Here is a 26,217-nt window from a genome sequence, read left to right as displayed (position 1 = left end):
TATGGATTTATATATCTAGCAGGTAAGATAGCGCGCCGCGCATGGATGCGATTCTCAGTTAGTCGTCGAGAACCCCATGCGCCGATACAGCCTGCTTCTGCTCGCCCTGCTTTTTTCTGTTCAGCTCCACGCCGACGCGCCACGCACCTTTCGCGAAGCAAAGAAAATTGCCTGGCAGATGTACGCCGAGCGACCGGTGGATTTCTATTGCCGCTGCGCCTTCAAGGGCAAGCAGATAGACATGGCGAGCTGTGGCTATGTACCGCGCAAGCAACCCAAGCGTGCCGCGCGGGTGGAGTGGGAACACATCGTGCCGGCCTGGGTTATCGGCCATCAGCGCCAATGCTGGCAGGACGGCGGGCGCAAGCACTGTACGTCCAGCGACCCGGTATTCAGCCAGGCGGAAGCCGATCTGCACAACTTAGTGCCGGTTGTCGGTGAAGTGAACGGTGACCGCAGCAACTACGGTTTCGGCATGCTTAGCGAAAAGCCCAGCCAGTATGGCGCCTGCCCTTTCGTGGTGAACTTCAAGCAACGCACCGCCATGCCGCCGACTTACGCACGCGGCACCATTGCCCGTACCTACCTGTACATGAGCGAGCGCTACGGCCTGCGGTTGTCGAAGCAGGATCGCCGCCTGTATGACATATGGAATCGCCAGTACCCGGTCAACGAGTGGGAGCAATGGCGTAACCGCAGCGTCGCCTGTGTGCAGGGTAATGCCAATCGCTTCGTCGGCGCGGTTGACCTGCGTCGCTGCAGTAGATCGATCTCCCGTTCAACCACCGCGTTGCGGCGGCCAGGCTAGACCCGTCTCGGCAGGAGGCGCTTTTGCTGGCGTTGCCGCCGACGCAGTTGCGCCTGGCCAACCCAGCACTGCATGCTGATGGCCCGACTCGTTACCATGGCGACATCGATGCAGGACCGGACACTCTATGCGACGCTCGGATTGGTCGTGCTGGCGGCACTCGTCAGCTCCGGCGTGGCTCCGTACGATCGAGCAACCTGGCTGCTGGAAGTCGCACCCGTGCTCATCGCCGCCCCCTTGCTGCTCTGGAGCTATCCGCACTTTCCGCTGACACGCCTGCTGTATGGGGTCATCGCCTTCCATGCGTTGGTTCTGATTCTTGGTGGCGCCTATACCTATGCGCGTGTTCCCGCAGGTTTCTGGGTGCAGGACTGGTTCGACCTCAGCCGTAATCCGTACGACAAACTTGGCCATTTCATCCAGGGCGTCACGCCGGCTCTGCTCACGCGCGAAATTTTGCTGCGCCGCCGTATAGTCGCAGCCGGAAAAATGCTGGGCTTTCTCGCCGTTTGCGTCGCTCTGGCGTTCAGCGCCTTTTACGAGCTGATCGAGTGGTGGGTGGCGCTCCTTGCCGGCCAAGGCGCGGAAGACTTCCTCGGCACGCAGGGCGACCCCTGGGATACCCAGTCAGACATGTTTATGGCGCTGCTGGGAGCAATGCTCTCAGTCATACTCCTGGCGCGGCCGCAAAACCGGCAGATACGCCGGCTGAGCGGGGCAGGCCCAGCGGTGTAACGCGGTGCTTTATCGACTTGGCGCCGATGCAGTTCTGCTGCTGCATCTCGCCTTCATCATCTTCGTGTTGCTGGGCGGCCTGCTGGTTGCCTGGAAACGCGGATTCTTACTGTTGCACCTTCCAGCAATCGCCTGGGGCCTCTTCGTTGAGCTGAGCGGACGATCCTGTCCCCTGACCCATTGGGAAAACCTGCTGCGCCGCCTGGCCGGCAGCGCCGGGTACCAGGCAAGCTTCATCGAGCATTATCTGCTGCCGCTGATCTACCCCGCCTGGCTGAGCGTGCCGGTGCAATATCTGCTGGCCGCCATAGTGGTGGTGCTAAACGCACTCATCTATGGCGGCCTGGTGTGGCGTCGCCGGCACCGATCAGCAGCGCGCTGACCTCCACTCCGGGTTAAAGCTTCAGTTCGAAAGCGTCGCCATCGTGGTACGCGGGAAATTTGCTGCGGAATTTGGCCAAATGAGCCGCGCGAAGCGTCGTGCGGAACACACCTTCTGCATCACCGGCTTCGAGCAGCGGATCGCCGAGATAGTCCAGTACCTGGCTGTCGCCACTGTAGGGATAACCCTTACCGTCTTCGCCCACCCGATTCACCGCGGCGACGTAGCAAAGATTCTCGATCGCACGCGCAGGTAACAGGCGATTCCAGGCGTTACGTCGTGCGGCCGGCCAGTTGGCGGTATAGAGGAGCAGGTCGGTGTCGTGCGGATCGCGGCTCCAGACCGGGAAGCGCAAGTCGTAGCAGATCAGCGGGCGCACGTGCCAGCCGTTGAGTTTGAAAACGGCCTGTTTCTCGCCCGCCGTGTAGTGCTTGTGCTCACCGGCCATACGGAACAGGTGACGCTTGTCGTAATGCAAGATTTCGCCGTTCGGCTGAGCCCAGAGCAGCCGGTTACGATGGCTGCCATCGGCGGCCTCGATGATCACGCTACCGGTGATCACCGCGTCCATACGTGCTGCCTGCTCACGCAACCATGAGTAGGTCGGGCCCTCCTCGGGCTCGGCGAGCTCGGCGGAATTCATCGAAAAAGCGGTCGTGAACATTTCCGGCAGGACGATCAGGTCCGCGCCGCGGGCGTCATCCAGCAGCCCGATGAAACGCTCACGATTGGCGTCAGCATCCTGCCAGACAAGCGTCGTCTGGATCAGAGCCAGTTCAAGATCGGGTAAGTCGTTCAGATCGCGCATAGTCGTTCTGCTGCTTGACGCAGCGTCTCCTCTCGTTTGGCGAAGCAGAAGCGGACAAGCCGCGACTCTGCAGGAGGCGTTTGGTAGAACACCGAAATCGGAATACTGGCGACACCGTGTTCACGGGTCAGCCATTCAGCCATGGCGACATCGCCGAGATCCGGGCGGATCGCAGAATAGTCCGCCAGCTGAAAGTAGGTCCCCGAGGCGCGCGTGAAGCTGAAGCGCGAACCGGCCAGCAGATCGCAGAACAGATCACGCTTGGCCTGGTAGAAGGCTGGCAGCTCTGATACGTGCTCGGGATGCGCAGCCATGAAATCGGCCAGCGCCCATTGCAACGGCGTGACGCCGGCAAAGCTGACGTACTGGTGCACCTTGCGCAGCTCACTGCTGAGCGCGGTTGGCGCCACCACGTATCCGGTCTTCCAGCCGGTGACATGGTAGGTCTTGCCAAAGGAACTGACGACGAAGGCACGCTGATACAGTTCATCGTGCCGCAATACACTGGCGTGCTCACGACCGTCGAATATCAGGTGCTCGTAGACCTCGTCACTGAGCAGGTAGATATCGCGGTCGCGGATCAGGGCCGCCAGACGATCCAGGTCAGCCCTCTCGATCAATGCGCCGCTGGGGTTATGTGGCGTGTTCAACACGATCATTCGAGTGCGTGGGGTAATTGCATCGGCGAGCTTCTGCCAATCGATGGAAAAGCCCGGCAAGCTCAGCGACTGATGAACGCACACCCCGCCGGCGAGTTCGACGGCTGGCTCGTAGCTGTCGTAGCAGGGGTCGAAAACGATTACGTCATCCCCTGGGCGGACAACCGCGTGAATTGCACAAAAAATGGCCTGCGTCGCCCCGGGGGTGATCGTGACCTCGGTCTCGGCGCTGACCCGGCGCTCATATAACGAGCCGACCTTGATCGCCACCTGCTCGCGCAACGCCGGCAGGCCGGTCATCGGTGCATATTGGTTGTGCCCAGCCATTACATGCCGGGCAACTGCCTCACGCAACGCATCGGGGCCATCGAAATCGGGAAAGCCCTGCGACAGGTTCAAGGCGCCGGTCTGCGCCGCCAGTTGCGACATTGTGGTGAAAATGGTGGTGCCGACATTGGGCAATTTACTGATCAACATGACAGCCTTCCAACAGGCCCGCCGTAAGGGGCTTCGGCAGGGGAAAACAGAATAGCCGATCAATGCGCCAGGATACGAGGGCGTCGGACATGCCGCGCCGGCTGCTACAGTGATGCAAACACGCCTGCGCGGCACCTCAATCCGATACTCAGGAATTCCAGCATGTCACCTGCAGACTCCCCATGGCACATCTTGCGTACCCAGGCAGAACGAGCAGTGCAGGCAGAGCCGGTCTTGAGCGGCACTTTTCGTGAAGCCATTCTCGATCAGCCTGATTTCGCTTTCGCCTTGGCCCACCGAGTCAGCCAAGCCCTAGCTGACAGCGAGGAGCAGCAAGCGGTCTTGTTTGATCGCTTCTCCAGCATTCACCAGCAGTTCCCGGCATTGGCCGAGTCGGCCTGGTGCGACCTGCAGGCCATCGTCAGCCGAGACCCGGCCTTTGGCACCGGGCTGGAAGTGCTGCTGTTCTCCAAGGGATTTCTGGCCCTGCAGGCCTACCGCATAGGCCATCAGCTGCTGCTGCAGGATGAGCGCCTGCTGGCGATGTTCATCCAGGCTCGCTGCAACGAACGTCTAGCCGTCGACATAAACCCGGCCAGCCGGATCGGCACCGGCATCATGCTCGACCATGCGACCGGCATCGTCATCGGCGAAACCGCCGCAGTGGGCGATGATGTCTCGATTCTGCAAGGTGTGACGCTGGGCGGGACCGGCAAGGAAAGCGGAGACCGTCACCCCAAGGTGCGCAGCGGCGTGATGATCGGCGCGGGAGCAAAGATTCTTGGCAATATTGAAATCGGCGAAGGCGCCAAGGTCGGCGCTGGCAGTGTGGTGCTGCAAGCCGTGGCGCCTCACACAACCGTGGTCGGTAACCCGGCCCGCCAAGTCGGCAAGCCGAGGCATGCACGACCGGCCCTGGATATGGACCAGTCGTTCGACGATGGCTGAAAACTAGCGTTTATCGCGACGCTTTTTCTCGGCCTTTTTGTGGTGGGACATGAGGCGACGCTTCTTGTTGACCTGTCGGTCGGTCAGGGTGTTCTTCTTGCCCTCAAAGGGGTTTTCGCCACCCTTGTACTCGATACGAATGGGTGTACCAACCAGCTTCAGCACCCGCCGGTAAGTGTTTTCCAGATAACGGGTGTAGGACTTGGGAATCGAGTCGACCTGGTTGCCATGGATCACGATCAGCGGCGGGTTGGCACCGCCCAGGTGTGCGTAACGAAGCTTGATTCGGCGGCTGGCCACCATCGGCGGCGCATGCTCGCGAACCGCGTCTTCAAGGATCTGCGTCAGACGGCTGGTGGGCCAACGAGTCACAGCTGAAGTGAACGAAGCCTGCACCGACTTGTACAGGTTGCCAACGCCGGTGCCATGCTTGGCGGAGATGAAGTGGATGTCGGCAAACTCAACAAAGAACAACCGGCGCTCCAGCTCGGTCTTCACATAGTCACGCTCGCTCGGCTCCATGCCGTCCCACTTGTTCAGCGCGATGACCAGCGCTCTGCCGCTTTCCAGCACGAAACCAAGCAGATTCAAATCGTGCTCGACCACGCCTTCGCGGGCATCCATGACGAAGATGACCACGTTCGAGTCCTGGATCGCCTGCAGCGTCTTGACCACCGAGAACTTTTCCACGGCCTCGAAAATCTTGCCACGGCGTCGCACACCAGCCGTATCGATCAGGGTGTACTTTTCATCGTCGCGTTCGAACGGGATGTAGATGCTGTCGCGGGTGGTGCCGGCCTGGTCATAGACAATGACCCGCTCCTCGCCAAGCATGCGGTTGACCAGCGTCGACTTGCCCACGTTGGGTCGACCGATGATCGCTATCTTGATGCCATCTTTTTCGCTCGGCCCTGGGATGCGCTTTAGTTCCTCGCCTTCGGCGACCGCCTCGCCCTCTTCACCTTCGCCTTCGGCAACTTCGGCGTTGTCCTTGGGGAACACGCCGAGCGCTTGCTCCAGCATATGGCTGATCCCGCGGCCATGGGCGGCGGCAATCGGCAGGGCATCACCAAGACCCAGCGGACTGAATTCCGCGCGGGCGATATCGGGATCAATACTGTCGACCTTGTTCGCCACCAGAAAGTGGCGTTTGTTCATCTTGCGCAGGTGTTCGGCAATCATCTGATCGCCAGGCGTCATGCCAGCACGCGCATCGACCATGAACATGACTGCATCGGCCTCCTGCATGGCTTGCAGGGACTGCTCGGCCATCTTGGCGTCGATGCCTTCCTCATCCCCTGTCAGACCACCGGTATCGATGACGATGTAGGTGCGACCCTGCCACTTGGCCTCGCCATACTGGCGATCACGGGTCAGACCGGCATATTCCGCCACGATGGCGTCACGGCTCTTGGTCAAACGGTTAAACAGGGTGGACTTGCCAACGTTCGGGCGGCCCACCAGGGCGATTACGGGAACCATACGGCTCTCCACTGCGATATTTCAGAAAACACGAAGGCCGCTGCAAGGCAGCGGCCAGATATTTATTGCTCCGCCTGATCGGAGCAAGGTACACGACGTGAGGCTGTCAATCCGCCTGGCGAATGGTCAGCGCGACAAGCTTTCCGTCGTTACCGTAGGCATACAGCCAGTCGCCTTCGACCACAGGTCTGGCACGCACCCCGGCGCTGTCGATACGGGTGCGCGCGACGAAACGCCCATCGACCTGACTGAGGAAGTGTAGATACCCCTCCTTGTCACCCACCACGACATAGCTGGAGAAAACCGCCGGAGCGGACAGCTGCCGACGCAGCAGCGAATCATTGCTCCACAGTACGGTTGTCGATCGCTCATCGATGCCGAGCACGGTGCCGTCGGCCTGGCTTACGTAGACACTGCCATACCCCATTGCAAGGCCGGTTGCCGTCGAGGCATCGCGTTGCCAGAGAATCCGACCACTCTCCAGATCCAGCGCAGCTGCGCGACCCTGGAAGGAAGCGACATAGAGGGTGCCGCCTGAAAGCAGCAGCCCGCCATCGATATCGACGACGCGCTCAAGTTCGGAACGACCTTGTGGAATGGCGACCCGTTGCTCCCAGATTGGCAATCCGCGGCGGGTGTCCAGTGCTACTACCTTGCCACTGGAAAGGCCGGCAATCGCCAGCTTGTTGGTCAGCAACGGTGAGCCGGTACCGCGCAGGGTCAGGACCGCTGGCGAACTTTCGTAGCTCCAACGCTGTGCGCCGGTGTCAATCTCAAGCGCGATGACACGGTCATCCTGGGTCTGAACAACAACCACGTCACCATTGACGGCGGGGGCGGCGAGCACCTCGCTGCTCACCTGGCTACGCCAGCGCTCTTCACCAGTGGATACATCCAGAGCCAGCACTTCACCACGCAGGGTACCGACCAGAACCAGGCCGTAGCCAGCGCCTACGGCACCAGAAATCGGCACTTCGAGGTCATTCTTCCAGTTGACCTTGCCGGTCGTACGGTCCATGGCCACGACCAACCCTTCGACATCGGCGGCAAATATCTCATTACCGTAGACAACGGGGGCTAGTAGGTTATAGGTCTCGCCCTGGCCGTCGCCGATAGACCGGCTCCACTGTTCTTTTAGCTGGATCTCAGCGTCAAACTTGACCAGTTCGGCGGGTTCGGGTTCTTTCTTGTCGTTGCTGCTGCAACCTGCCGCAAGAACGGCCAGGGTCAGCAGTGCTGCAGTTTTCCAACGCATCAATTCACGCCTCTCCACGAGCCAGATCGTCAAGTTTCAGCTGCAGGCCACCGATCGCGGCATCCTGAGACAGCAGTTCTTTTGCTTTGGAATAGGCAGCGTGGGCTTCTTCAGGGCGTTGCAGCTGAACCAGCAGATCGCCCCGTAACTCTTCACGACTGGCGGCAAACGCATCGACGGCTTCGCCGTCGAGCAACGCGAGACCATCCTCAGCCTTATCCTGCGCCGCAAGAACACGAGCCATACGCTGGCGAGCCAGCTCTTCCAGAGTCTTGTCGGCAGGCTTGTCCAGCACCGCCTGAAGCTCCGTTGCAGCCTCGTCGAGACGGCCGGACTCTACCGCCACCTTGGCAACGAAGAGGCTGCCGTACTGAGCGTAGTGAGAACCAGCGAATTCTTTCTGTAGCAAATTGCCCAGGCGCGAGACCTCGGCGGTATCGGCTCCACCCTCTTCCAGCGCGGCATTCAGCAACTGCTGATAGACAGTCGAGGCACTATGCGCCTGATTGAGCTGGTGCTTCTGCCAGAACTGCCAGCCGAATACCAACACCAGAGCAAGCGCACCCCCAAACAGCAACGGCTTGCCGTTTTGCTGCCACCATTCCTTGATTTGCGCCAGCTGTTCTTCTTCGGTACCCGAGGTCACACTGTCACTCCTTCATTCGCTTAAATCAGACCTGACCGCTCACGCGAGACAGGCAGCCAGACACTCGGGTAGAGCATCCCAGGCAATGCTTTGTTGTTCGCTGTCGTCGCGCAGCGGCTTGCAACCTACCACGCGCCCGGCCAGTTCGTCGTCACCCAGAATCAGCGCGAAACGGGCGCCGCTCTTGTCGGCTTTCTTGAACTGACTCTTGAAGCTTCCGCCGCCCGCGTTGACCAGCAGGCGCAGGCCCGGCAAGGCATCTCGCAAACGCTCGGCCAGGCCCAGCGCTGCCAGTTCGGCCGCCTCACCAAAAGCACAGATGAATGCGTGTGCCGGCTGATTGAGTTCCTCGGGCACCAATTCGAGTGTTTCGAGAAGCAGCACCAGCCGCTCAATGCCCATGGCGAAGCCAACGCCGGGAGTGGGCTTGCCGCCAAACTGACTGACCAGCCCGTCATAACGACCACCCGCGCAAACGGTACCTTGCGATCCCAGTTTGTCTGTCACCCACTCGAACACGGTCCGGCCGTAATAGTCCAGGCCACGAACCAGCTTGGGATTGATCTTAAAGTCTATTCCTGCCACTTCGAGACGGGCTTTCAGGCCTTCGAAATGCGCACTCGATTCTTCATCCAGATAGTCATGCAGCGTCGGCGCATCAGCCAGCAGCGCTTGGGTCTGGGCATTCTTGCTGTCGAGAATACGCAGGGGGTTACTGGTCAGGCGGCGCTGGCTGTCTTCGTCGAGCTGCTCGAAACGCTGCTGCAGGTAAGCTACTAACGCGTCGCGATAGGTTGCCCTTGCCTCGCTAGAGCCGAGGCTATTCAGCTGCAAGGTGACCGAATCGGACAGGCCGAGCTTCTTCCACAGCCGCGCGGTCAGTACGATCAGCTCGGCATCAATATCCGGACCCGGCTGATTGAAGACTTCGACACCGATCTGATGGAACTGGCGATAGCGGCCCTTCTGTGGCTTCTCGTAGCGGAACATCGGCCCCGCGTACCAAAGCTTCTGTACCTGCCCGCCGCCCGTCATGCCATGTTCGAGCACAGCGCGCACGCAACCGGCAGTTCCCTCTGGCCGCAGCGTCAATGACTCCTCATTACGGTCGAGGAAGGTGTACATCTCCTTGTCGACCACGTCGGTACCCTCGCCGATTCCGCGAGCGAACAGATCGGTGAACTCGAGGATCGGCAGACGAATCTCGCTGTAGCCATAGCTGTCGAGCAACTGTGCGAAGGTCGTTTCTAGGTAGCGCCAAACCGGCGTCTGGGCCGGAAGAATATCGTTCATGCCACGGATGGCTTGCAGAGACTTGCTCAATTCGGTTCCTTAATTCAGCTGCGCAGTATCAGCGCAGCGTCAGACTCGGCCTTTTCGCTGGCCTTGCGACGAATCAGCTGCTCCAGCTCATCGACCAGGTTTTCGTTGTTCAGCTTTTGCGCCGGCTTACCGTCGATATAGATCAGGTTGTTCGGCGTCCCACCTGTCAAGCCGATATGTGCTTCCTTGGCCTCACCGGGCCCGTTCACAACGCAACCGATCACCGCCACATCCAGAGGCACCAGCAAATCATCAAGCCGCCCCTCTAGTTCGTTCATGGTCTTGACCACGTCGAAGTTCTGCCGGGAGCAACTTGGACAGGCGATGAAATTGATCCCTCGCGAACGCAGACGCAGCGACTTGAGGATGTCGAAACCGACCTTGATCTCTTCCACCGGGTCAGCAGCCAGCGATATGCGAATGGTGTCGCCTATGCCCTCGGCGAGCAGCATGCCCAATCCGACGGCCGATTTCACTGTACCCGAGCGCAAGCCACCGGCTTCGGTAATGCCAAGGTGCAGAGGCTGCTCGATCTTGTCCGCCAACAGACGGTAGGCTGCCACAGCCATGAATACGTCGGAGGCTTTTACGCTTACCTTGAAATCCGGAAAGTTCAGACGGTCGAGATGTTCGACATGGCGCAACGCAGACTCTACCAGCGCCTCGGGTGTCGGCTCGCCGTATTTCTTCTGCAGATCCTTTTCCAACGAGCCGGCGTTAACGCCTATGCGAATCGGGATGCCGCGATCCCGCGCCGCTTCGACCACAGCCCGGACACGGTCTTCGCGCCCGATATTGCCGGGATTGATGCGCAGGCAATCAACACCAAGCTCGGCGACACGCAGAGCGATCTGATAATCGAAATGAATGTCAGCCACCAAAGGCAAACTGACGCGCTGCTTGATCTTGCCGAACGCCTCGGCCGCCTCCATCGAAGGCACCGATACACGCACAATGTCAGCTCCGGCATTTTTCAGCCGCTCGATCTGTGCAACCGTGGCATCCACATCGCAGGTTTCGGTATTGGTCATGCTTTGTACGGCGATAGGCGCATCGCCGCCGACCGGTACGTTGCCTACCCAGATTTTGCGAGTAGGTCGACGCTTGATAGGAGACTCACTGTGCATGATTACTGTCCGAGCTTGAGACGCGCGGTTTCACCGCGGGTTTTTCCGGAAAGACTGACGGGCTCGCCGTTGTAGCTGACCTGCACGCCCGAGGCAAAGCCCAGATGCAGGTCCAGCGGGGTTGCGCCAACCAGGGTGCGGCTGCTGCCGGCTTTAGCCAGCCCGCTGTAGAGCACTTCACCTTTCGCATCAGTGACCCGCGTCCAGCAATCCGCCGTGTAATTCAAGGTCAAACGGCCTTCCCCCGGCCCGACAGGCTCGGCTTCAGCTACAACGCCCACTGGCGCGGGCGTAGCATCGGCCGGTGCCTCACTGGAAGGCTCGTCCTCGGGCAGCTGAGCTGGCGTTCCTTCCTCCGTTCCGACTACAGGCTGTTCAGCTAGTGGTAACGGCTCGGTGTTGGGGGCCTGGAGCTCGTCGGCAGCCGACGGCGTCGAGCTGACTGGCTCCTCGATTGCGAGTTCGACTGGCTCTTCAGCGCGGTCGAGCAAATGAATCTCAGTAGTTCCGTCGGCCGCCTCGACCTCAATGCGCTCAAGTGCGGAGACCGACGGGCCCGACTCGGTACGAGCCGAGCGATCCTGCCACCACAAGAACGCACCTACGCCGATCACCAATGTCAGGATGAAGGTAAAGAAACGCACCATGCTGCGCGACAGCCGCACGGGCTGATCGATGTGGCCAAGACTGTTGACGCTGCTGCCGGTTGCATCTGTACCGGTATGCTGGTCGAACTGCTGTACCAGACGATTCTGGTCCAGTCCCAGCAGCTTGGCGTACGCACGAACGTAGCCGCGGGCGAATGTGTGGCCCGGCAGCTGACTGAAGTCACCGGCCTCTATCTGGGTCAGGGATCGCTCCGAAAGGTTGAGCTGCTTGGCTACTGCAGGGAGGGACCAGTTTTTACTCTCGCGCTCGGCCCGCAACGTTTCGCCAGGATTGCCCAGGGCCGTCGGGGCGGCGGCTTCAGAATGGGGCGCTATCATCGTTGCTCCGAAAGAAACTGTTGATATTCAGGCGTCCCCGGATACAGGCGCTTGAGCTGTAAACCCAGGCTCGCCGCCTGATCGCGGTCCTGATGAATGTTCGCCAAACGAATGCCCAGCAGCAGACTGCGGGCATTTTGCTCGGAAAGGCTGCTGAAACCTTCGTAATAACGTTTTGCCGGGACGTACTGCTTGTCTTCGTACGCCATTACGGCCAATTCGAGTAGTGCGCGCGGCTGCCGGCTGTCGAGGCGCAAGGCACGAGTGAAATAGGTTTCGGCCTGCTCGCGCTGACCCAGCATCAGAGCTGTCATGCCCATGTTCTGAAAGACGTGGGATCGCCCGGAATACAGATTATCTTCCGCGGCCTTTGAGAAACGCTCCATCGCCTCTGGATAGCGCTTTTGCTCGAACAGAAAGCTGCCGTAGTTGTTGAGGATACGGGCGTCATTGTGACTCGACAGCGCCTTGCGGTAATGCTCGTCTGCGAGCTGATTTTCCATTTCGTTCTGGAATACCAAGGCCAACGCCGCATGGGCATCTGCACTATTGGGGTCCAGCTCAAGCGCCTTGCGTAGCGGCGATTTCGCCCGAGAGGCCTCGCCCTGCTGCAAATAGCCGATGCCAAGCTGAATATAGGCATCTCGGGCTTCGTCGCGACCTTGCGAAGTACGCATCGGGTTCACCGATCCGGAAGACACACAGCCAGCCATTAGACTGGCGAGCACAAACAGCAGCGCGACGCGCAAGATCATCAGCATCCCCCTCAGGAACGGTTCGTAGCAACGGGCGTCGTCAGTGGCTCAGATTGCAGCTGGCGCACTGCGATGTATCGCTCGCTTCGACGCGTTCTATCCAGCACCTGCCCGACCAGCTGGCCGCAGGCAGCGTCGATATCCTCACCGCGAGTGGTGCGCACTGTCACATTGTGCCCAGCTTTGTGGAGGATGTCCTGAAAACGTCGGATTGTGTTGTTGCTCGGCCGCTCATATCCGGAGTGCGGAAAGGGATTGAACGGGATCAGATTGATCTTGCACGGAATCTTCGCCAGCAGGACGACCATCTGTTCGGCGTGCTCAGGCTGATCGTTAACGCCCTGTAACAACGTGTATTCGATAGTCAGGACGCGCTTTTCGCCGAGATTGGAGATATAGCGTTGGCAAGCCGCCAACAGCATTTCCAATGGGTATTTCTTGTTGATCGGAACCAGCTGATCACGTAATTCATCATTCGGCGCGTGCAGCGAAAGGGCCAGCGATACATCGATGACCTTGGACAGCTCCTCGATCATCGGTACTACACCCGATGTTGAGAGCGTCACCTTACGCTTGGATATACCGTAGCCGAGGTCGTCCATCATGATCTGCATGGCGGCGACGACATTGTCGAAGTTGAGCAGGGGTTCGCCCATGCCCATCATCACCACGTTGGTGATGGCGCGATCTACCTTCGCCGGTATCGTGCCGAACGACTTATTGGCAACCCACACCTGACCGATCACTTCGGCAGCGGTGAGGTTGCTATTAAAACCTTGCTTGCCAGTCGAGCAGAAGCTGCAGTCCAGCGCACAGCCAGCCTGGGAAGAAACACAGAGCGTGCCTCGCCCACCCTGGGGAATATAGACGGTCTCCACGCAGCTCCCCGAAGCCACACGCACAACCCATTTGCGGGTGCCGTCGGTGGAAATGTCTTCGCTAACGATTTCGGGGCCGCGGATCTCAGCAGAGGCCTTGAGCTTTTCGCGCAAGGCCTTGCCGATATTACTCATGGCATCGAAGTCATCGACGCCAAAGTGGTGAATCCATTTCATGACCTGACCGGCACGAAAGCGCTTCTCCCCTATGGAATCGAAGAAGCTTTCCAGCTGAGGCTGGGTCAGCCCCAGCAGATTTACTTTACCGGTAGTCACAGTCATCAGGATTCACCTTCGCCTGATCAGCGAATGCGGGCACACACTTCGGTGGCAGAGAAGAAGTAGGCGATTTCGCGAGCGGCGGACGCCTCGGAGTCGGAACCATGAACAGCGTTCTCATCGATAGAGACAGCGAAATCGGCGCGAATAGTGCCTGGAGCTGCTTCCTTCGGGTTGGTAGCGCCCATCAGCTCACGGTTTTTGGCAATGGCGTCTTCGCCTTCCAGAACCTGGACGATTACCGGACCGGACACCATGAACGCGACCAGGTCCTTGAAGAAACCGCGCTCGCTGTGTTCGGCATAGAAACCGCCCGCTTCACGTTCGGACAACTGAACCATCTTCGAAGCGACGACACGCAGACCAGCCTTCTCGAAACGAGAGGTGATTTCACCAATAACATTCTTGGCGACGGCGTCAGGCTTGATGATGGAGAAAGTGCGTTGCAGGGCCATTTGAAACTCCAGAAAACGATAAGTTAAAGCAAACGAGTAAACCCGCGAATTATACGCGGGTCGAGACGAAAAATATAAGGGTAGCCAGAAGCTAGAAGCCAATCGGCAGAAGCCATCAATTCCAGATAGCCCTCCCACAGACCCCGGCTGACAGAGGCTCCTCTAAGCCTCTTCGATCCAGGCAGCCTGTATGGCTTCCAGGACTTTTTCGCCACCGCGCGTCGGATCGTCCGCAAAGCTTGGCAGCTCGACAACCCAACGATGCAATTCGACGAAATTTACGTAGCGGGGATCAACGTCAGGCTTACGCTCACTCAGCTCAATTGCAATATCCAATACATCGGACCATTTAAGCGCCATGATTCACCTCGCCTTAATGACCTTCGGACACTTGATTGATGGTGTATTTCGGTATCTCGACAACCAGATCGACGTCGGCAATCGCAGCCTGGCAGGACAGCCTGGAGGTAGGCTCTAGCCCCCACGCCTTATCCAGCATGTCATCTTCCAACTCGTCGGACGCCTCTAGCGAAGCGAAACCCTCGCGGATCACCACGTGGCAAGTCGTACACGCACAGGACTTTTCACAGGCATGTTCAATATCGATGCCATTTCGCAGCGCAGCGTCAAGCACCGTCTCACCGGGCTGAGCATCCACTACCGCCCCTTCCGGACAATGGTCGGCATGAGGCAGGAAAACAATCTGCGGCATCTGGTTCAATCCTCGATATCGTTAAGCCGCCGCCCGGCCAGGGCGGCCTTGACGGTGGAATCTAGTCGTCGCGCTGCAAAGGCATCGGTAATTTGGCTGAGGCGCTTCACCTGACGCTCGATGGCAAGGCCATCCTGACTATCAAGCAACTCACGCAACTCGCGCACCTGCGACTCGATCGCCTCGCGCTCTTCTTGGTCGAGCAGACGCTCGCCATCAACCGCCAATGCCCCTTCAACCGCCTCGAGCAGTCGCTGCGCATCAACCAACTGCTCACGAAGCGCTCGGGCCGTTTTGTCTTCATTGGCCTTATGAAAAGAGTCTTCCAACATGCGAGCAATCTCGCCATCGGTGAGTCCATAAGAGGGCTTTACCTGGATACTGGACTCCACGCCCGACGCCAGCTCACGCGCCGAAACACTGAGCAGCCCGTCCGCATCAACCTGAAAGGTGACACGAATCTTCGCAGCCCCGGCCACCATTGGCGGGATGCCCCGCAGCTCGAAGCGAGCCAGGGATCTACAATCGGCAATAAGCTCGCGCTCACCCTGCAGCACATGGATCATCATGGCCGTCTGGCCGTCCTTGTACGTGGTGAACTCCTGAGCCCGAGCAACCGGAATGGTGGTATTGCGCGGAATGATCTTCTCCATCAACCCGCCCATCGTTTCCAGTCCAAGCGACAGCGGAATTACATCGAGCAGCAACAGCTCTTCACCATCGCGATTGTTGCCGGCCAGCGTCTCGGCCTGGATTGCAGCACCGATAGCAACGACCTGATCGGGATCGATATCCGTCAACGGTTCCCGACCGAACATCTCCCCCACACGCTCGCGAACCCGAGGGACCCGTGTGGAACCGCCGACCATGACCACCGCCTGGACCTCATCCAGCTCAATCGACGAATCACGCAGCGCGCGCCTGCACGATTTAAGGCTACGAGCGATCATCGGCTCGATGAGTTCGTTGAATATGGGTCGTGTCAGAATGCCCTGCCAATCGGCATAGCGCACTTCAACGGTATCTGTTTCGCTGAGCTGCTCCTTGGCATCGCAGGCAATTTTCAGCACTTCACGCTGGGTTCCCGGATCGAGATCCTGGGAGGCGCCGGCCTTGGCCAGAATCCAGTCGGCAATCGCATGATCGAAATCATCACCGCCAAGCGCAGTATCACCACCGGTAGCCAGCACCTCGAATACGCCTTTGGTCAGACGCAGGATGGAGATATCGAAGGTTCCACCGCCCAGGTCATAGATCGCCACGACACCTTCGGCTTCGCGGTCCAGACCGTAGGCAACGGCGGCGGCAGTAGGCTCATTAAGCAGGCGTAGCACGTTGAGATTAGCCAGGCGCGCGGCATCCTTGGTCGCTTGCCGTTGCGCATCATCGAAATACGCCGGAACCGTAATCACCGCACCGACCAGCTCGCCGCCCAATACGGCCTCCGCACGCTCACGCAACGCGCGAAGAATCTCCGCAGAGACCTCAACCGGGCTTTTGGCACCCTGCACCGTCTCGATGAAGGGCATCTGTGACTGCCCCTCGCTGAATCGATAAGGGAGCTGCCCACCCAGCTGCTTCACATCACCGACACCCCTACCCATCAAGCGCTTGACGGACACAATGGTATTTAACGGATCGCTGGCAGCGGCGGCTTTCGCTGCTCGCCCCACTTCAACGTGATCGCTGTGATAACGCACCGCGGATGGCAGAATCACCTCTCCATCGGCATCGGCCAGTGGCGCCGTAACGCCACTGCGCAGGGCTGCAACGAGCGAATTGGTAGTGCCAAGATCGATGCCAACCGCCAGTCGACGCTGGTGTGGTTGCGGGCTTTGTCCGGGTTCAGCTATCTGAAGTAAGGCCATGTCTGTCTGATATCGGGCGCAGCGTCTGGCGCTACGCGGGGTTAATCGTCGAGGCGCTCTTCTAACTGGCGCACTTCATGGGACAGCTTGTCGAGAAACTGCATGCGACGCACCAGCCGTTCCGCCTCCGCCCGCTGCGAATCATCCCGCCAGATGCCGGCGAAAGAGTCATTGAGACCTTGCTGAGCCGCTTTGAGGCGAGCCTTGAAGGAACCTACACCTGCGATATCCGCATCACTTTGCAATTCCTCCAGCTCTTCACGCCACTGCATCTGCTGCATAAGGAAAGCGGGATCCTGAACGGTCGCCTCCAACGGCATCTCGCGACCCTCAAGCGTGAGCAGGTAGCGCGCTCGACGCGACGGGCTTTTCAGCGTCTGATAGGCCTCGTTGAGATTCGTCGAGCGTTCGATTGCGTAGCGCTGCTCGGTCTCGCCAGCGTCAGCAAACCGATCCGGATGAACTTTGCGCGCCAGCTCGCGGTAACGAGACGACAGCAGCTCCGGATCGATATCGAAAGTTGGCTGCAACTCGAACAGCGCATAGTGACAGGGAGTTCCCACAGCGTCCTCAGATATTGAAGCTTTCGCCGCAGCCGCATTCGCCACGTACGTTAGGGTTGTTGAACTTGAAGCCTTCGTTCAGCCCCTCTCGAACAAAGTCGAGCTCCGTCCCGTCGAGGTACACGAGGCTCTTGGGATCGATGATCACCTTGACGCCATGACTGTCGAAGACCGAGTCCTCTGTAGCTGCTTCGTCCACGAACTCGAGCACATAAGCCAGGCCGGAACAGCCGGTGGTCCGTACACCCAACCGGACCCCAAGCCCTTTGCCGCGCCCTTCCAGAGAACGACGCACGTGATCGGCAGCGGCGGTTGTCATGCTGATAGCCATCGATACCCCCTTAGGCCTGCGGCAACCCTTTTTTCTCGCGGTAATCGCGAACGGCTGCCTTGATGGCATCCTCTGCCAATACCGAGCAATGGATTTTCACCGGCGGCAGTGCCAGCTCTTCAGCGAGCTGAGTGTTCTTGATGGTTTCCGCTTCTTCCAGCGTCTTGCCCTTCATCCACTCGGTAGCAAGGGAGCTGGAAGCAATGGCTGAACCGCAACCATAGGTCTTGAACTTGGCATCTTCGATCACGCCTTGCTCGTTGACCTTGATCTGCAGTCGCATCACATCGCCGCAGGCCGGCGCGCCGACCATGCCGGTACCGATGGAAGGATCCTCAGCGTCGAACTTACCGACGTTGCGGGGATTTTCGTAATGGTCAATGACCTTATCACTGTATGCCATGGTGCAATCCTCTTTGAATCAGGCTATGCGGAACTCGACGTTTCAAATCAGTGGGCAGCCCACTCGACCTGAGAAATATCGACGCCATCCTTGAACATGTCCCACAAGGGTGAAAGCTCACGCAATTTCGTGACCGCCTCGCTGACCTTCTGCGCGGCGTAGTCAACTTCTTCTTCGGTAGTAAAACGACCGAAGGTAAAACGGATCGAGCTGTGTGCCAGTTCGTCATTACGACCCAGCGCCCGAAGCACGTAGGACGGCTCCAGCGAAGCAGAGGTACAGGCTGAACCAGAAGAAACCGCCAGATCCTTGAGCGCCATGATCAGCGACTCGCCTTCAACGTAGTTGAAACTCAGGTTCAGGTTGTGCGGCACCCGTGCCGTCATGCTGCCATTCACATAAAGCTCTTCCAGGTGCTCAACCTGCTGGAAGAAGCGGTCGCGCAGCTGAGTAATACGCTCGTTTTCTGCAGCCATTTCTTCTTTGGCAATGCGGAACGCCTCACCCATGCCCACTGACTGATGCGCTGCCAGCGTTCCCGAGCGCATGCCACGCTCATGTCCGCCGCCATGCATCTGCGCTTCAAGACGCACACGTGGTTTGCGCCGCACGTACAGGGCGCCGACCCCTTTGGGACCATATGTCTTGTGAGCAGAGAAGGACATCAGATCGACCTTCATCTTCTCCAGATCGATCTCCACCTTCCCGGTCGACTGCGCGGCATCGACGTGGAACAGCACACCACGCGAACGGGTGAGCTCACCAATAGCGGCGATATCGTTGATCGTTCCGATTTCGTTGTTCACATGCATGATGGACACCAGCACGGTGTCGTCACGTAGCGCAGCTTCAACCATCGCCGACGTGATCACACCATCCTCGCCAGGCTCGATGTAGGTTACTTCGAAGCCCTCGCGCTCGAGCTGGCGGGTTGTATCAAGAACGGCTTTATGCTCGATCTTACTAGTTACGATGTGCTTGCCCTTGGACGCGTAGAAATGCGCCGCACCCTTGATAGCCAGGTTATCCGACTCGGTCGCACCAGAGGTCCACACGATTTCGCGAGGATCTGCATTGACCAGCTCGGCAACTTGACGACGCGCATTCTCGACTGCTTCCTCGGCTTTCCAACCGAAAGCGTGGGAGCGCGAAGCCGGGTTACCGAAGTTACCTCCGGCTGTCAGGCATTCAACCATCTTCTCGGCGACGCGAGGGTCAACCGGCGTGGTAGCGGAGTAGTCCAGGTAAATCGGCAACTTCATCAGGTATCTCCTATCAGGCTGTCGTCCTGCTCATTCAATGGCGGACGCTTCAATCTTATCCAGTTGCGGAGTCTGTCCATTGGCGCGGCGCATATCCTGACGCAGAGCCACTTCCTGAACCTCGCGACGCATCACCAGATCCGCCAGACTGATGCCAGTCAGAAACTCATGGATCTGCTGACTCAAGTCGCACCACAGATGGTGGGTCAGACACGTATCCCCCGAGTGGCAGTCACCCAAGCCTTGGCATCGCGTGGCATCTACCGACTCGTTCACCGCATCGATGACCTGCGCAACCTGAATGCCCGCCATCTCACGAGAAAGCTGATAGCCACCCCCCGGCCCACGAACACTCGTCACCAAACTGCCGCGACGCAGCTTGGCAAACAGCTGTTCAAGATAGGAAAGCGATATGCCTTGGCGCTCGGAAATATCCGCGAGGGATACCGGACCGTGTTGCGCATGCAGCGCAAGGTCGAGCATCGCAGTGACGGCGTAACGGCCTTTGGTAGTCAATCGCATCGGTTCGCACCAAGCATCATGGTTTGAGGCAAGTATGCAATACCCGACTATTTAGATCAACTATAAGCCCCATTAAATCACTCGGACTTTAGCCGCACGGGAAAGGTGCCAGAAGCGCGAGCCGTACAGACACGACCGCAGCCGAGCCCGCATGATAACAGCTCGCCCACCCTGTCGCACTTCAGGAGCGAGGCTCTTCGCCGGCGCGCTTGACCTCAGCGAAATCCTCCTCACGCAATTCCGGCATCTGCTTTGCGCAATAATCGCTACCAAGCGCGGTTAATGCCTGACACATGCCATCCATACGCTCCTCGACAGCCTGGACGTGATCGAGCAACTGGCCGATAGCGCGCGCCACCGGATCAGGCATGTCCTCGGTAACACCGTAGGCATCGAAACCGATCTTCTCAGCGATCGCTTTGCGCTTGGCCTCTTGCTCGTCATCGGCCTTGGCAATCACCCGACCCGGGATACCAACGGCGGTCGCCCCGGCCGGCACCGCACGCGTCACCACCGCGTTAGACCCGATCTTCGCGCCCGCGCCCACAGTGAACGGGCCAAGAATCTTCGCGCCGGCACCCACGATTACCCCATCTTCAAGCGTGGGGTGACGCTTACCCTTGTTCCAGCTGGTACCGCCCAGGGTCACCCCATGGTAGAGCGTGACGTCATCGCCTATCTGGGCCGTCTCGCCGATGACGATCCCCATACCATGGTCAATAAAGAAACGCCGCCCTATTTGCGCGCCCGGATGGATTTCGATGCCGGTCAGCCAACGGGCCAGATTTGAGTTCATCCGTGCCAGCCATTTGCAATTGTTGACCCAAAGCCAGTGAGATACCCGATGAAACCAGACAGCGTGCAGACCCGGATAACAGGTGATCACTTCGAATGCGTTACGCGCTGCCGGATCGCGATGGAAAACGCTCTGGATATCTTCGCGCATGCCTTCGAACATCAATCACCTCTCCGCTTGTGGGGTTCGCCGCGCACGGCCTTTTGGGTCTCGGTAAGGATTCCGCGCAAGATATTCATTTCAAGCTTGCTGATACCGCAACGACCGTAAAGCCGGCGCAGTCGCGGCATCAGATGCCTGGGTTTCTGAGGATCAAGGAAGCCAATCTCGACCAAGGTTTGCTCAAGATGACCGTAATAGTGTTCGAGCTCATCGGCTGTAACCGGCTGAGTGTCGAGCATCGACGTTGTTTCGAGCTTTTCTTGCTTGCTAGGCTGATCGTTTGCCGCCAGCCAGGCCATGCGCACCTCATAGGCAAGCACTTGCACCGCAGCAGCCAGGTTCAGCGAACTGAAGGCAGGATCTGAAGGGATATGTACATGGTACTGGCAGCGCTGGAGCTCTTCATTGGTGAGCCCTGCATATTCGCGCCCAAATACCAACGCCACCTCACCGCCCCGCTCGACCTGCTCAAGGCAGACCGTACCGGTTTCGCGCGGATCCAGAAGCGGCCAAGGAATGCGACGATCGCGCGCACTTGTGCCCAGCACTAGGCTGCAGCCAACCAAGGCCTCCTCGAGCGTCGCCACGATCTCCGCTGAATCAAGAATATCGGTTGCACCCGAGGCTCGCGCGACGGCGTTCGGACTCGGAAAATCCTCCGGGCCCACCAACACCAAGCGCGTCAAGCCCATATTTTTCATGGCGCGGGCCGCGCCCCCGATATTCCCAGCGTGACTGGTGTTGACCAACACTACGCGAATGCTCTGAAGCGACACTGTTTTTTCTCAATCAGAAAGCAGACGGAGAGCTTACAGGAAGGATCCGCAGCTTCGCTATTAGCCGCCAGAACGAGCGCTTGGCGAGCAACATGCAGCGCCGGTTTCTGATAGAATTGCCGGCTTTCTTTAAACGACCAGGTATTTGATCGATGCAGCCCATGCTGAATATCGCGCTGCGCGCCGCCCGTAGCGCTGGCGAAATGATTGTTCGTTCCACCGAGCGCCTGGACGTGATCTCGGTTAGCGAAAAGGACGCGCGCGATTACGTCTCGGAAATCGACCGCACCGCCGAACAACTGATCGTCACGGCGCTGCGCAAAGCCTATCCAAACCACGGAATCCTTGGCGAGGAAGGCGGACTGCTGGAAGGCAGCGGTGACGGCAAGGATTACCTCTGGGTGATTGACCCACTGGACGGAACCACCAATTTTCTACGCGGCGTACCTCACTACGCAGTCAGCATCGCTTGCAAATATCGTGGCCGCCTCGAACACGCCGTGGTAATCGATCCGGTTCGCCAGGAAGAGTTTACTGCCAGCCGGGGTCGTGGCGCGGCACTCAACGGACGCCGCCTGCGCGTCAGTGCACGCAAGAGCCTGGAAGGCGCACTTCTCGGCACGGGATTCCCGTTCCGCGACAGCCAGCTGGACAATCTCGATAGCTACCTCAATATGTTCCGAAGCCTGGTTGGGCAAACCGCAGGGCTTCGCCGCGCCGGGGCTGCCAGCCTGGATCTGGCCTATGTCGCGGCCGGTCGCTATGACGCGTTTTGGGAGTTTGGCCTGTCCGAATGGGACATGGCCGCAGGCGCCCTGCTGATTCAAGAAGCCGGCGGCCTGGTCAGTGACTTCACTGGCAGCCATGAATACCTTGAAAAGGGCCAAATCGTTGCGGGCAACACCAAGTGCTTCAAGGCAGTCCTTACCGCCATCCAGCCCCATCTGACTCCAGCACTGAAACGGTAACCATACGCCGCAAAAAAAACGCCCATCTGGGCGTTTTTTATATCGACTTACTGCTGTGTCAGCACCAAACGCCCGTCATGGACCGGAATTTTCTGACCAGGGTCGCGATCCATCCGGACTTGCCCGACCGTGCCGTCGAGGTCGTACTTCACCTCATAGCCAATGATCTTCTGATGAGTGTCAGTGACTGTACTGCAACGGGTTTCCGTTGTGCTATAGGTGTCATTCGCCTGCATGCGGCCTTGCACCTAATTCCCGGCATAACCACCGCCCACCGCACCGGCTACCGTGGCAATCTTTTTGCCGTTGCCGCCGCCAATCTGGTTTCCGAGCAGCCCACCGACCACCGCACCCACGGCTGTACCGGCAATACGATTGCTGTCCTGTACAGGCCTCTGGCGAGTGACCGTCACGTCCTTGCATACCTCACGAGGCGTCTTGACGGTCTCCTTGACGGGATTAACGGCTAGCACGCTGGCGAATTCAGGCCCTCGATCAACCAGCGCATAGGTCGCAAAAGCACCACCAGCGCTCACCACAACAGCCCCCAGTACGGTACCGACCAACATGGACTTGTTCACTGCATCTTCCTTCATCTGACGAGCCAGGCTCGCGGCGGCGCCTTGGACTCGCCAGACTGCCGGAAGTTCGAATCAGGGAAGCTCGTCCACCTCTTCGACGACCGGAGGAATCAGATCTTCGCGCGTCAGATTCAGCCAGACCAGCAGCATTCCCGCCACATAGACCGATGAGTAGGTACCCGCGCCAACCCCGATTAAGAGCGCCAGGGAGAAGCCCCACAGATTTTCGCCACCGAAGTACATCAGCGCGCCCACCGCAAGCAGCGTGGACACCGAAGTGGCCAGAGTCCGCAGTAGAGTCTGGGTGGTCGAAATGTTGATGTTCTCGAGCAGCTCCGCCTTGCGCAGCATGCGGAAGTTTTCACGGATTCGGTCGAAGATCACGATGGTGTCGTTCAACGAATAACCGATCACCGCCAACACCGCCGCCAGTACCGTCAAGTCAAAGGAGATCTGGAACAGCGAGAAGACGCCTAGCACCAGGATCACGTCGTGGAACAACGACAACACCGCGCCCAGGCCGAACTTCCACTGAAAGCGGAACGCGACATAAACCAGAATGCCGCCCAACGCGAGCAACATGCCTAAACCGCCCTGGTCCCGCAACTCCTCACCCACGGCAGGACCAACAAACTCCACACGTTTGACGGTCACCGCACTGCCCGCCTCGCCACCGCGCAGGGCGTCGGCAATTCGCTCACCAAGCAGTGGATCATCGCCCGGCATGCGCACAAGAACATCCGTGGTGGCACCAAAGCTCTGAACCACAGCTTCATTGAAACCGGAGCCGGCAAGCTGTGAGCGCACCTGATCCAGAGCAACCGGCTGTTCGTATGAGAGCTCGATTAGCGTGCCGCCGGTGAAGTCCAGACCGAAGTTCAGCCCCTTCACCGCCAGACTAGCCAGCGAGACCAGCGTGAGCACCACGGTCAGGGCAAACGCCACATGACGAACGCCCATAAAGTTGATTACGCGTTTCATCGTGCTAGCCCCTTAAATCCACAATTTCTTGAGATCACGGCCACCGTAGATCAGGTTGACCATGGCTCGAGTCACGATGACGGCGGTGAACATAGAAGTCATGATCCCGAGCGAGAGCGTAACGGCGAAACCCTTGATCGGCCCGGTTCCCATGGCGAAGAGAATGCCGCCTACCAGCAGGGTCGTGAGGTTGCCGTCAACAATCGCTGAAAACGCGCGATCGAAGCCTTCATGGATGGCGCGTTGAATTGACATGCCGTTAGCAATCTCTTCGCGGATCCGCGAAAAAATCAGCACGTTGGCATCAACCGCCATGCCCATCGTCAACACGATACCGGCGATACCCGGCAGCGTCAGCGTGGCGCCCAGCATCGACATCAAAGCCGTCAGCACGATCATGTTGAACAGCAGCGCGACGGTAGCCAGGATCCCGAAGAACTTGTAGATCAGCACCATGAACACGGCGACGAACAGAAAGCCCCACATCGCCGCCTCGACACCGAGCTGAATGTTTTCAGCACCCAAGCTTGGGCCGATGGTGCGCTCTTCGGCAAAGTACATCGGTGCAGCCAGCCCCCCAGCACGAAGGAGCAATGCCAACTCGGATGACTCGCCCTGACCGTCAAGACCAGTGATACGGAACTGACTGCCCAAGGGAGATTGGATGGTTGCCAGGCTGATGACTTTTTTCTCTTCCTGGAAGGTCTCGACTCGAACTTCCTGCTCGACTCCGTCGACCATCTGCTTGACGTAGCGCGTTGTCGGCCGTTGTTCGATGAACACAACCGCCATGCTGCGCCCAACGTTGTTGCGAGTGGCGCGGTTCATCAGATCGCCGCCGTGACCATCCAGGCGAATGTTTACCTGAGGCCGGCCATTCTCGTCATAGCTGGCCTGAGCGTCGGTGACCTGGTCACCAGTGATGATCAGGTTGCGCTCGAGCTGGACAGGCGGACGCCCCTCCTCACGGAACTCGAAGGTCTCGGTTGTCGCACGGGCAGCGTCAGCTTCGGCCGCCAGCCGGAACTCGAGGTTCGCAGTCTTGCCCAGGATACGCTTGGCTTCAGCCGTATCCTGAACCCCCGGAAGCTCAACCACGATGCGGTTGGCACCCTGACGCTGAACCAACGGCTCGGAGACTCCCAACTCATTGACCCGGTTACGGACGGTGGTCAGGTTCTGCTTGATCGAATACTCGCGGATCTCCGCTAGCTTGGCCTCGGTAATGGCCAGACGCAGCACCTGCTGGCCGTTGCGCTCGGTGGACGTCAGCTCAAAATCGTTGAAGTTCTTGCGGATCAGCGACTGAGCAGCCGAAAGCGTGGCCTCGTCGGCGAAACCTAGCTGCACAGCATTTTCAGCTAAAGGAAGGCTGCGATAACGAACGCGCTCCTTGCGCAACAGGCTCTTGACCTCACCCTCGTAAACGTTGAGGCGCGTTTCGATGGCTTTTTCCATGTCGACTTCGAGCAGGAAATGCACACCACCGGACAAATCCAAGCCCAGCTTCATCGGGCTTGCAGCCAAGTCACGCAGCCACTCTGGCGTCGTGGGCGCAAGATTGAGCGCAACCACATAGGCATCGCCCAGCGCACGACGCACCACATCCTTGGCAGGCAGCTGATCGTCCTGATCAGTCAATCGCAACAGGCCGCCCCGCCCCTGCTCATCAAGGCTTGCAGCCTTGACTTCGATACCGGCCTCGGCAAGCGCTTTGCTCGCCTGATCGAGGTCGGCTTCGGTGACATTGAGCGAGGTGGCAGCGCCGGTGATCTGAACAGCCGGATCATCCGGATAGAGATTGGGCGCCGAATAAATGATGGCAATGCCGAGCACTACCACTATCAGCAGATATTTCCAGAGGGGGAATCTATTGAGCATGACGCAGCCCGTCTAATGACGCGGGGCGCCTTGCGCGCCCCGTCGTTGGTGTGGAGTAGAAGTCGGCTCAGATGGCCTTCAGCGTGCCCTTGGGCAGCGTTGCGGCGATCGCCACCTTCTGGAACTTCAGCTCCACCGAGTCGGAGACTTCGATCACAACGAAGTCATCAGAAACTTTGGTGACCTTGCCAGCGATACCACCGGAAGTCACCACTTCGTCACCCTTCTGCAAGCCGCCGATCAGGTTCTTGTGCTCTTTCGCACGCTTGGCCTGTGGGCGCCAGATCATCAAGTAGAAGATGACCAGAAAACCGACCAGGAACAGCCACTCGAAGCCACTACCAGCGGGACCAGCGGCAGCCTCTTGAGCGTAGGCGGCGGGAATCAGAAAGCTCATGTAGCACTCCT

29 protein-coding genes and 1 pseudogene are annotated in these 26,217 nt (G+C 58.9%); 5 read left to right on the top strand and 25 right to left on the bottom strand.

Going from position 1 to position 26,217, the window contains the following annotated elements:
• Positions 1 to 76: 76 nt before the first annotated feature.
• The 3 genes from CXK96_RS07955 (at position 77) to CXK96_RS07945 (ending at position 1,925) form a co-directional block, all read left to right on the top strand.
• Positions 77 to 808, top strand: coding sequence for an endonuclease (locus CXK96_RS07955; RefSeq protein ID WP_102835922.1), 732 nt, complete (start codon positions 77 to 79; stop codon positions 806 to 808).
• Positions 809 to 916: 108 nt separating this feature from the next.
• Complete coding sequence (locus tag CXK96_RS07950) at positions 917 to 1,543, top strand: DUF2238 domain-containing protein (protein ID WP_102835921.1); 627 nt, start codon at positions 917 to 919, stop codon at positions 1,541 to 1,543.
• A 4-nt stretch (positions 1,544 to 1,547) separates the two neighbouring features.
• The gene (locus tag CXK96_RS07945; RefSeq protein WP_102835920.1) at positions 1,548 to 1,925 is read left to right on the top strand and encodes a DUF2784 domain-containing protein; all 378 of its coding nucleotides are present in this window, start codon (positions 1,548 to 1,550) and stop codon (positions 1,923 to 1,925) included.
• 13 nt (positions 1,926 to 1,938) lie between these two features.
• Here CXK96_RS07945 and CXK96_RS07940 read toward each other — a convergent pair whose 3' ends face one another.
• Positions 1,939 to 2,733, bottom strand: a complete 795-nt coding sequence (locus tag CXK96_RS07940) for an amidohydrolase (protein ID WP_102835919.1) — start codon at positions 2,731 to 2,733, stop codon at positions 1,939 to 1,941.
• Complete coding sequence (locus tag CXK96_RS07935) at positions 2,721 to 3,869, bottom strand: pyridoxal phosphate-dependent aminotransferase (RefSeq protein WP_102835918.1); 1,149 nt, start codon at positions 3,867 to 3,869, stop codon at positions 2,721 to 2,723. The genes CXK96_RS07940 and CXK96_RS07935 overlap by 13 nt, the downstream gene beginning before the upstream one ends.
• A 162-nt stretch (positions 3,870 to 4,031) precedes the next feature.
• On the opposite strand from CXK96_RS07935, the gene cysE (CXK96_RS07930) reads away from it, so the two are divergent.
• Positions 4,032 to 4,817, top strand: coding sequence for a serine O-acetyltransferase (gene cysE, locus CXK96_RS07930; protein WP_102835917.1), 786 nt, complete (start codon positions 4,032 to 4,034; stop codon positions 4,815 to 4,817).
• Between the two features lie 3 nt (positions 4,818 to 4,820).
• Here the strand turns inward: cysE (CXK96_RS07930) and der are convergent, their stop codons facing one another.
• The 19 genes from der to trmJ all read right to left on the bottom strand — a co-directional run bounded on the left by der (position 4,821) and on the right by trmJ (position 21,398).
• Positions 4,821 to 6,299 carry a ribosome biogenesis GTPase Der gene (der, locus tag CXK96_RS07925; protein ID WP_102835916.1) on the bottom strand — a complete coding sequence of 493 codons (1,479 nt, stop codon included), beginning with the start codon at positions 6,297 to 6,299 and terminating at the stop codon, positions 4,821 to 4,823.
• 106 nt (positions 6,300 to 6,405) lie between these two features.
• On the bottom strand, positions 6,406 to 7,554 hold the full coding sequence (gene bamB / locus CXK96_RS07920) for an outer membrane protein assembly factor BamB (RefSeq protein ID WP_102835999.1): 1,149 nt from the start codon (positions 7,552 to 7,554) through the stop codon (positions 6,406 to 6,408).
• A 4-nt stretch (positions 7,555 to 7,558) separates the two neighbouring features.
• Positions 7,559 to 8,200, bottom strand: coding sequence for a YfgM family protein (locus CXK96_RS07915; protein ID WP_102835915.1), 642 nt, complete (start codon positions 8,198 to 8,200; stop codon positions 7,559 to 7,561).
• Between the two features lie 39 nt (positions 8,201 to 8,239).
• A complete protein-coding gene (hisS, locus tag CXK96_RS07910; protein ID WP_102835914.1) occupies positions 8,240 to 9,523 on the bottom strand; it encodes a histidine--tRNA ligase in 1,284 nt (427 codons plus the stop codon).
• Positions 9,524 to 9,537: 14 nt separating this feature from the next.
• The gene (gene ispG / locus CXK96_RS07905; protein WP_102835913.1) at positions 9,538 to 10,650 is read right to left on the bottom strand and encodes a flavodoxin-dependent (E)-4-hydroxy-3-methylbut-2-enyl-diphosphate synthase; all 1,113 of its coding nucleotides are present in this window, start codon (positions 10,648 to 10,650) and stop codon (positions 9,538 to 9,540) included.
• A 2-nt stretch (positions 10,651 to 10,652) separates the two neighbouring features.
• On the bottom strand, positions 10,653 to 11,636 hold the full coding sequence (locus tag CXK96_RS07900) for a RodZ domain-containing protein (protein WP_102835912.1): 984 nt from the start codon (positions 11,634 to 11,636) through the stop codon (positions 10,653 to 10,655).
• On the bottom strand, positions 11,633 to 12,391 hold the full coding sequence (pilW, locus tag CXK96_RS07895; protein WP_102835998.1) for a type IV pilus biogenesis/stability protein PilW: 759 nt from the start codon (positions 12,389 to 12,391) through the stop codon (positions 11,633 to 11,635). Before pilW ends, CXK96_RS07900 begins: the two co-directional genes overlap by 4 nt.
• 11 nt (positions 12,392 to 12,402) lie before the next feature.
• Positions 12,403 to 13,554, bottom strand: a complete 1,152-nt coding sequence (gene rlmN, locus CXK96_RS07890) for a 23S rRNA (adenine(2503)-C(2))-methyltransferase RlmN (RefSeq protein WP_180981508.1) — start codon at positions 13,552 to 13,554, stop codon at positions 12,403 to 12,405.
• Between the two features lie 17 nt (positions 13,555 to 13,571).
• Positions 13,572 to 14,003 carry a nucleoside-diphosphate kinase gene (gene ndk / locus CXK96_RS07885; RefSeq protein WP_021209485.1) on the bottom strand — a complete coding sequence of 144 codons (432 nt, stop codon included), beginning with the start codon at positions 14,001 to 14,003 and terminating at the stop codon, positions 13,572 to 13,574.
• A gap of 162 nt (positions 14,004 to 14,165) precedes the next feature.
• Positions 14,166 to 14,363: a Fe-S cluster assembly protein IscX gene (gene iscX / locus CXK96_RS07880; RefSeq protein ID WP_102835910.1), complete on the bottom strand. Its 198-nt coding sequence runs from the start codon at positions 14,361 to 14,363 to the stop codon at positions 14,166 to 14,168.
• Positions 14,364 to 14,376: 13 nt separating this feature from the next.
• The gene (gene fdx, locus CXK96_RS07875; RefSeq protein ID WP_102835909.1) at positions 14,377 to 14,715 is read right to left on the bottom strand and encodes an ISC system 2Fe-2S type ferredoxin; all 339 of its coding nucleotides are present in this window, start codon (positions 14,713 to 14,715) and stop codon (positions 14,377 to 14,379) included.
• A gap of 5 nt (positions 14,716 to 14,720) precedes the next feature.
• On the bottom strand, positions 14,721 to 16,583 hold the full coding sequence (gene hscA / locus CXK96_RS07870) for a Fe-S protein assembly chaperone HscA (RefSeq protein WP_102835908.1): 1,863 nt from the start codon (positions 16,581 to 16,583) through the stop codon (positions 14,721 to 14,723).
• A 41-nt stretch (positions 16,584 to 16,624) separates the two neighbouring features.
• Positions 16,625 to 17,146, bottom strand: coding sequence for a co-chaperone HscB (gene hscB, locus CXK96_RS07865; RefSeq protein WP_102835907.1), 522 nt, complete (start codon positions 17,144 to 17,146; stop codon positions 16,625 to 16,627).
• A gap of 7 nt (positions 17,147 to 17,153) precedes the next feature.
• Complete coding sequence (iscA, locus tag CXK96_RS07860; RefSeq protein WP_102835906.1) at positions 17,154 to 17,477, bottom strand: iron-sulfur cluster assembly protein IscA; 324 nt, start codon at positions 17,475 to 17,477, stop codon at positions 17,154 to 17,156.
• A gap of 10 nt (positions 17,478 to 17,487) precedes the next feature.
• A complete protein-coding gene (iscU, locus tag CXK96_RS07855) occupies positions 17,488 to 17,880 on the bottom strand; it encodes a Fe-S cluster assembly scaffold IscU (RefSeq protein ID WP_045425243.1) in 393 nt (130 codons plus the stop codon).
• A 47-nt stretch (positions 17,881 to 17,927) separates the two neighbouring features.
• The gene (locus CXK96_RS07850; protein ID WP_102835905.1) at positions 17,928 to 19,142 is read right to left on the bottom strand and encodes an IscS subfamily cysteine desulfurase; all 1,215 of its coding nucleotides are present in this window, start codon (positions 19,140 to 19,142) and stop codon (positions 17,928 to 17,930) included.
• 30 nt (positions 19,143 to 19,172) lie between these two features.
• Complete coding sequence (iscR, locus tag CXK96_RS07845; RefSeq protein WP_102835904.1) at positions 19,173 to 19,664, bottom strand: Fe-S cluster assembly transcriptional regulator IscR; 492 nt, start codon at positions 19,662 to 19,664, stop codon at positions 19,173 to 19,175.
• Positions 19,665 to 19,845: 181 nt separating this feature from the next.
• Positions 19,846 to 20,622 (bottom strand): serine O-acetyltransferase, encoded by a 777-nt coding sequence (cysE, locus tag CXK96_RS07840; RefSeq protein ID WP_102835903.1) that lies wholly within the window; start codon positions 20,620 to 20,622, stop codon positions 19,846 to 19,848.
• Entirely contained in the window at positions 20,622 to 21,398 is a 777-nt protein-coding gene (trmJ, locus tag CXK96_RS07835; protein ID WP_102835902.1) for a tRNA (cytosine(32)/uridine(32)-2'-O)-methyltransferase TrmJ, read from the bottom strand. The genes cysE (CXK96_RS07840) and trmJ overlap by 1 nt, the downstream gene beginning before the upstream one ends.
• Positions 21,399 to 21,550: 152 nt before the next feature.
• On the opposite strand from trmJ, the gene suhB reads away from it, so the two are divergent.
• Positions 21,551 to 22,366: an inositol-phosphate phosphatase gene (suhB, locus tag CXK96_RS07830; RefSeq protein ID WP_102835901.1), complete on the top strand. Its 816-nt coding sequence runs from the start codon at positions 21,551 to 21,553 to the stop codon at positions 22,364 to 22,366.
• Between the two features lie 47 nt (positions 22,367 to 22,413).
• Here the strand turns inward: suhB and CXK96_RS07825 are convergent.
• The 4 genes and pseudogenes from CXK96_RS07825 to yajC form a co-directional block, all read right to left on the bottom strand.
• Positions 22,414 to 22,947 (bottom strand): annotated as a pseudogene (locus CXK96_RS07825) (glycine zipper 2TM domain-containing protein).
• A 72-nt stretch (positions 22,948 to 23,019) separates the two neighbouring features.
• Positions 23,020 to 23,928, bottom strand: a complete 909-nt coding sequence (gene secF / locus CXK96_RS07820; protein ID WP_102835900.1) for a protein translocase subunit SecF — start codon at positions 23,926 to 23,928, stop codon at positions 23,020 to 23,022.
• 12 nt (positions 23,929 to 23,940) lie between these two features.
• Positions 23,941 to 25,809, bottom strand: a complete 1,869-nt coding sequence (gene secD / locus CXK96_RS07815) for a protein translocase subunit SecD (protein ID WP_102835899.1) — start codon at positions 25,807 to 25,809, stop codon at positions 23,941 to 23,943.
• A 67-nt stretch (positions 25,810 to 25,876) separates the two neighbouring features.
• Positions 25,877 to 26,206 (bottom strand): preprotein translocase subunit YajC, encoded by a 330-nt coding sequence (gene yajC, locus CXK96_RS07810; protein WP_021209500.1) that lies wholly within the window; start codon positions 26,204 to 26,206, stop codon positions 25,877 to 25,879.
• Between the last annotated feature and the right edge of the window lie 11 nt (positions 26,207 to 26,217).

The organism is Stutzerimonas stutzeri (assembly GCF_002890895.1).
Taxonomy (GTDB): domain Bacteria; phylum Pseudomonadota; class Gammaproteobacteria; order Pseudomonadales; family Pseudomonadaceae; genus Stutzerimonas; species Stutzerimonas stutzeri_AB.
Note: the sequence above shows the minus strand (reverse complement) of the source record. Positions and strands in the feature narration are given on the sequence as shown.

What these genes read in the sequence shown, in the direction of transcription:
- CXK96_RS07900 (WP_102835912.1), bottom strand. Translation starts at nt 11,636, where the DNA reads ATGATAGCGCCCCATTCTGAAGCCGCCGCCCCGACGGCCCTGGGCAAT.
- secF (WP_102835900.1), bottom strand. Translation starts at nt 23,928, where the DNA reads ATGAAACGCGTAATCAACTTTATGGGCGTTCGTCATGTGGCGTTTGCC.
- der (WP_102835916.1), bottom strand. Translation starts at nt 6,299, where the DNA reads ATGGTTCCCGTAATCGCCCTGGTGGGCCGCCCGAACGTTGGCAAGTCC.
- yajC (WP_021209500.1), bottom strand. Translation starts at nt 26,206, where the DNA reads ATGAGCTTTCTGATTCCCGCCGCCTACGCTCAAGAGGCTGCCGCTGGT.
- suhB (WP_102835901.1), top strand. Translation starts at nt 21,551, where the DNA reads ATGCAGCCCATGCTGAATATCGCGCTGCGCGCCGCCCGTAGCGCTGGC.
- fdx (WP_102835909.1), bottom strand. Translation starts at nt 14,715, where the DNA reads ATGCCGCAGATTGTTTTCCTGCCTCATGCCGACCATTGTCCGGAAGGG.
- CXK96_RS07950 (WP_102835921.1), top strand. Translation starts at nt 917, where the DNA reads ATGCAGGACCGGACACTCTATGCGACGCTCGGATTGGTCGTGCTGGCG.
- pilW (WP_102835998.1), bottom strand. Translation starts at nt 12,391, where the DNA reads ATGATCTTGCGCGTCGCGCTGCTGTTTGTGCTCGCCAGTCTAATGGCT.
- CXK96_RS07940 (WP_102835919.1), bottom strand. Translation starts at nt 2,733, where the DNA reads ATGCGCGATCTGAACGACTTACCCGATCTTGAACTGGCTCTGATCCAG.
- hscA (WP_102835908.1), bottom strand. Translation starts at nt 16,583, where the DNA reads ATGGCCTTACTTCAGATAGCTGAACCCGGACAAAGCCCGCAACCACAC.
- CXK96_RS07955 (WP_102835922.1), top strand. Translation starts at nt 77, where the DNA reads ATGCGCCGATACAGCCTGCTTCTGCTCGCCCTGCTTTTTTCTGTTCAG.
- bamB (WP_102835999.1), bottom strand. Translation starts at nt 7,554, where the DNA reads ATGCGTTGGAAAACTGCAGCACTGCTGACCCTGGCCGTTCTTGCGGCA.
- ndk (WP_021209485.1), bottom strand. Translation starts at nt 14,003, where the DNA reads ATGGCCCTGCAACGCACTTTCTCCATCATCAAGCCTGACGCCGTCGCC.
- CXK96_RS07935 (WP_102835918.1), bottom strand. Translation starts at nt 3,869, where the DNA reads ATGTTGATCAGTAAATTGCCCAATGTCGGCACCACCATTTTCACCACA.
- cysE (WP_102835917.1), top strand. Translation starts at nt 4,032, where the DNA reads ATGTCACCTGCAGACTCCCCATGGCACATCTTGCGTACCCAGGCAGAA.
- CXK96_RS07850 (WP_102835905.1), bottom strand. Translation starts at nt 19,142, where the DNA reads ATGAAGTTGCCGATTTACCTGGACTACTCCGCTACCACGCCGGTTGAC.
- iscU (WP_045425243.1), bottom strand. Translation starts at nt 17,880, where the DNA reads ATGGCATACAGTGATAAGGTCATTGACCATTACGAAAATCCCCGCAAC.
- secD (WP_102835899.1), bottom strand. Translation starts at nt 25,809, where the DNA reads ATGCTCAATAGATTCCCCCTCTGGAAATATCTGCTGATAGTGGTAGTG.
- cysE (WP_102835903.1), bottom strand. Translation starts at nt 20,622, where the DNA reads ATGTTCGAAGGCATGCGCGAAGATATCCAGAGCGTTTTCCATCGCGAT.
- iscR (WP_102835904.1), bottom strand. Translation starts at nt 19,664, where the DNA reads ATGCGATTGACTACCAAAGGCCGTTACGCCGTCACTGCGATGCTCGAC.
- iscA (WP_102835906.1), bottom strand. Translation starts at nt 17,477, where the DNA reads ATGGCTATCAGCATGACAACCGCCGCTGCCGATCACGTGCGTCGTTCT.
- iscX (WP_102835910.1), bottom strand. Translation starts at nt 14,363, where the DNA reads ATGGCGCTTAAATGGTCCGATGTATTGGATATTGCAATTGAGCTGAGT.
- ispG (WP_102835913.1), bottom strand. Translation starts at nt 10,650, where the DNA reads ATGCACAGTGAGTCTCCTATCAAGCGTCGACCTACTCGCAAAATCTGG.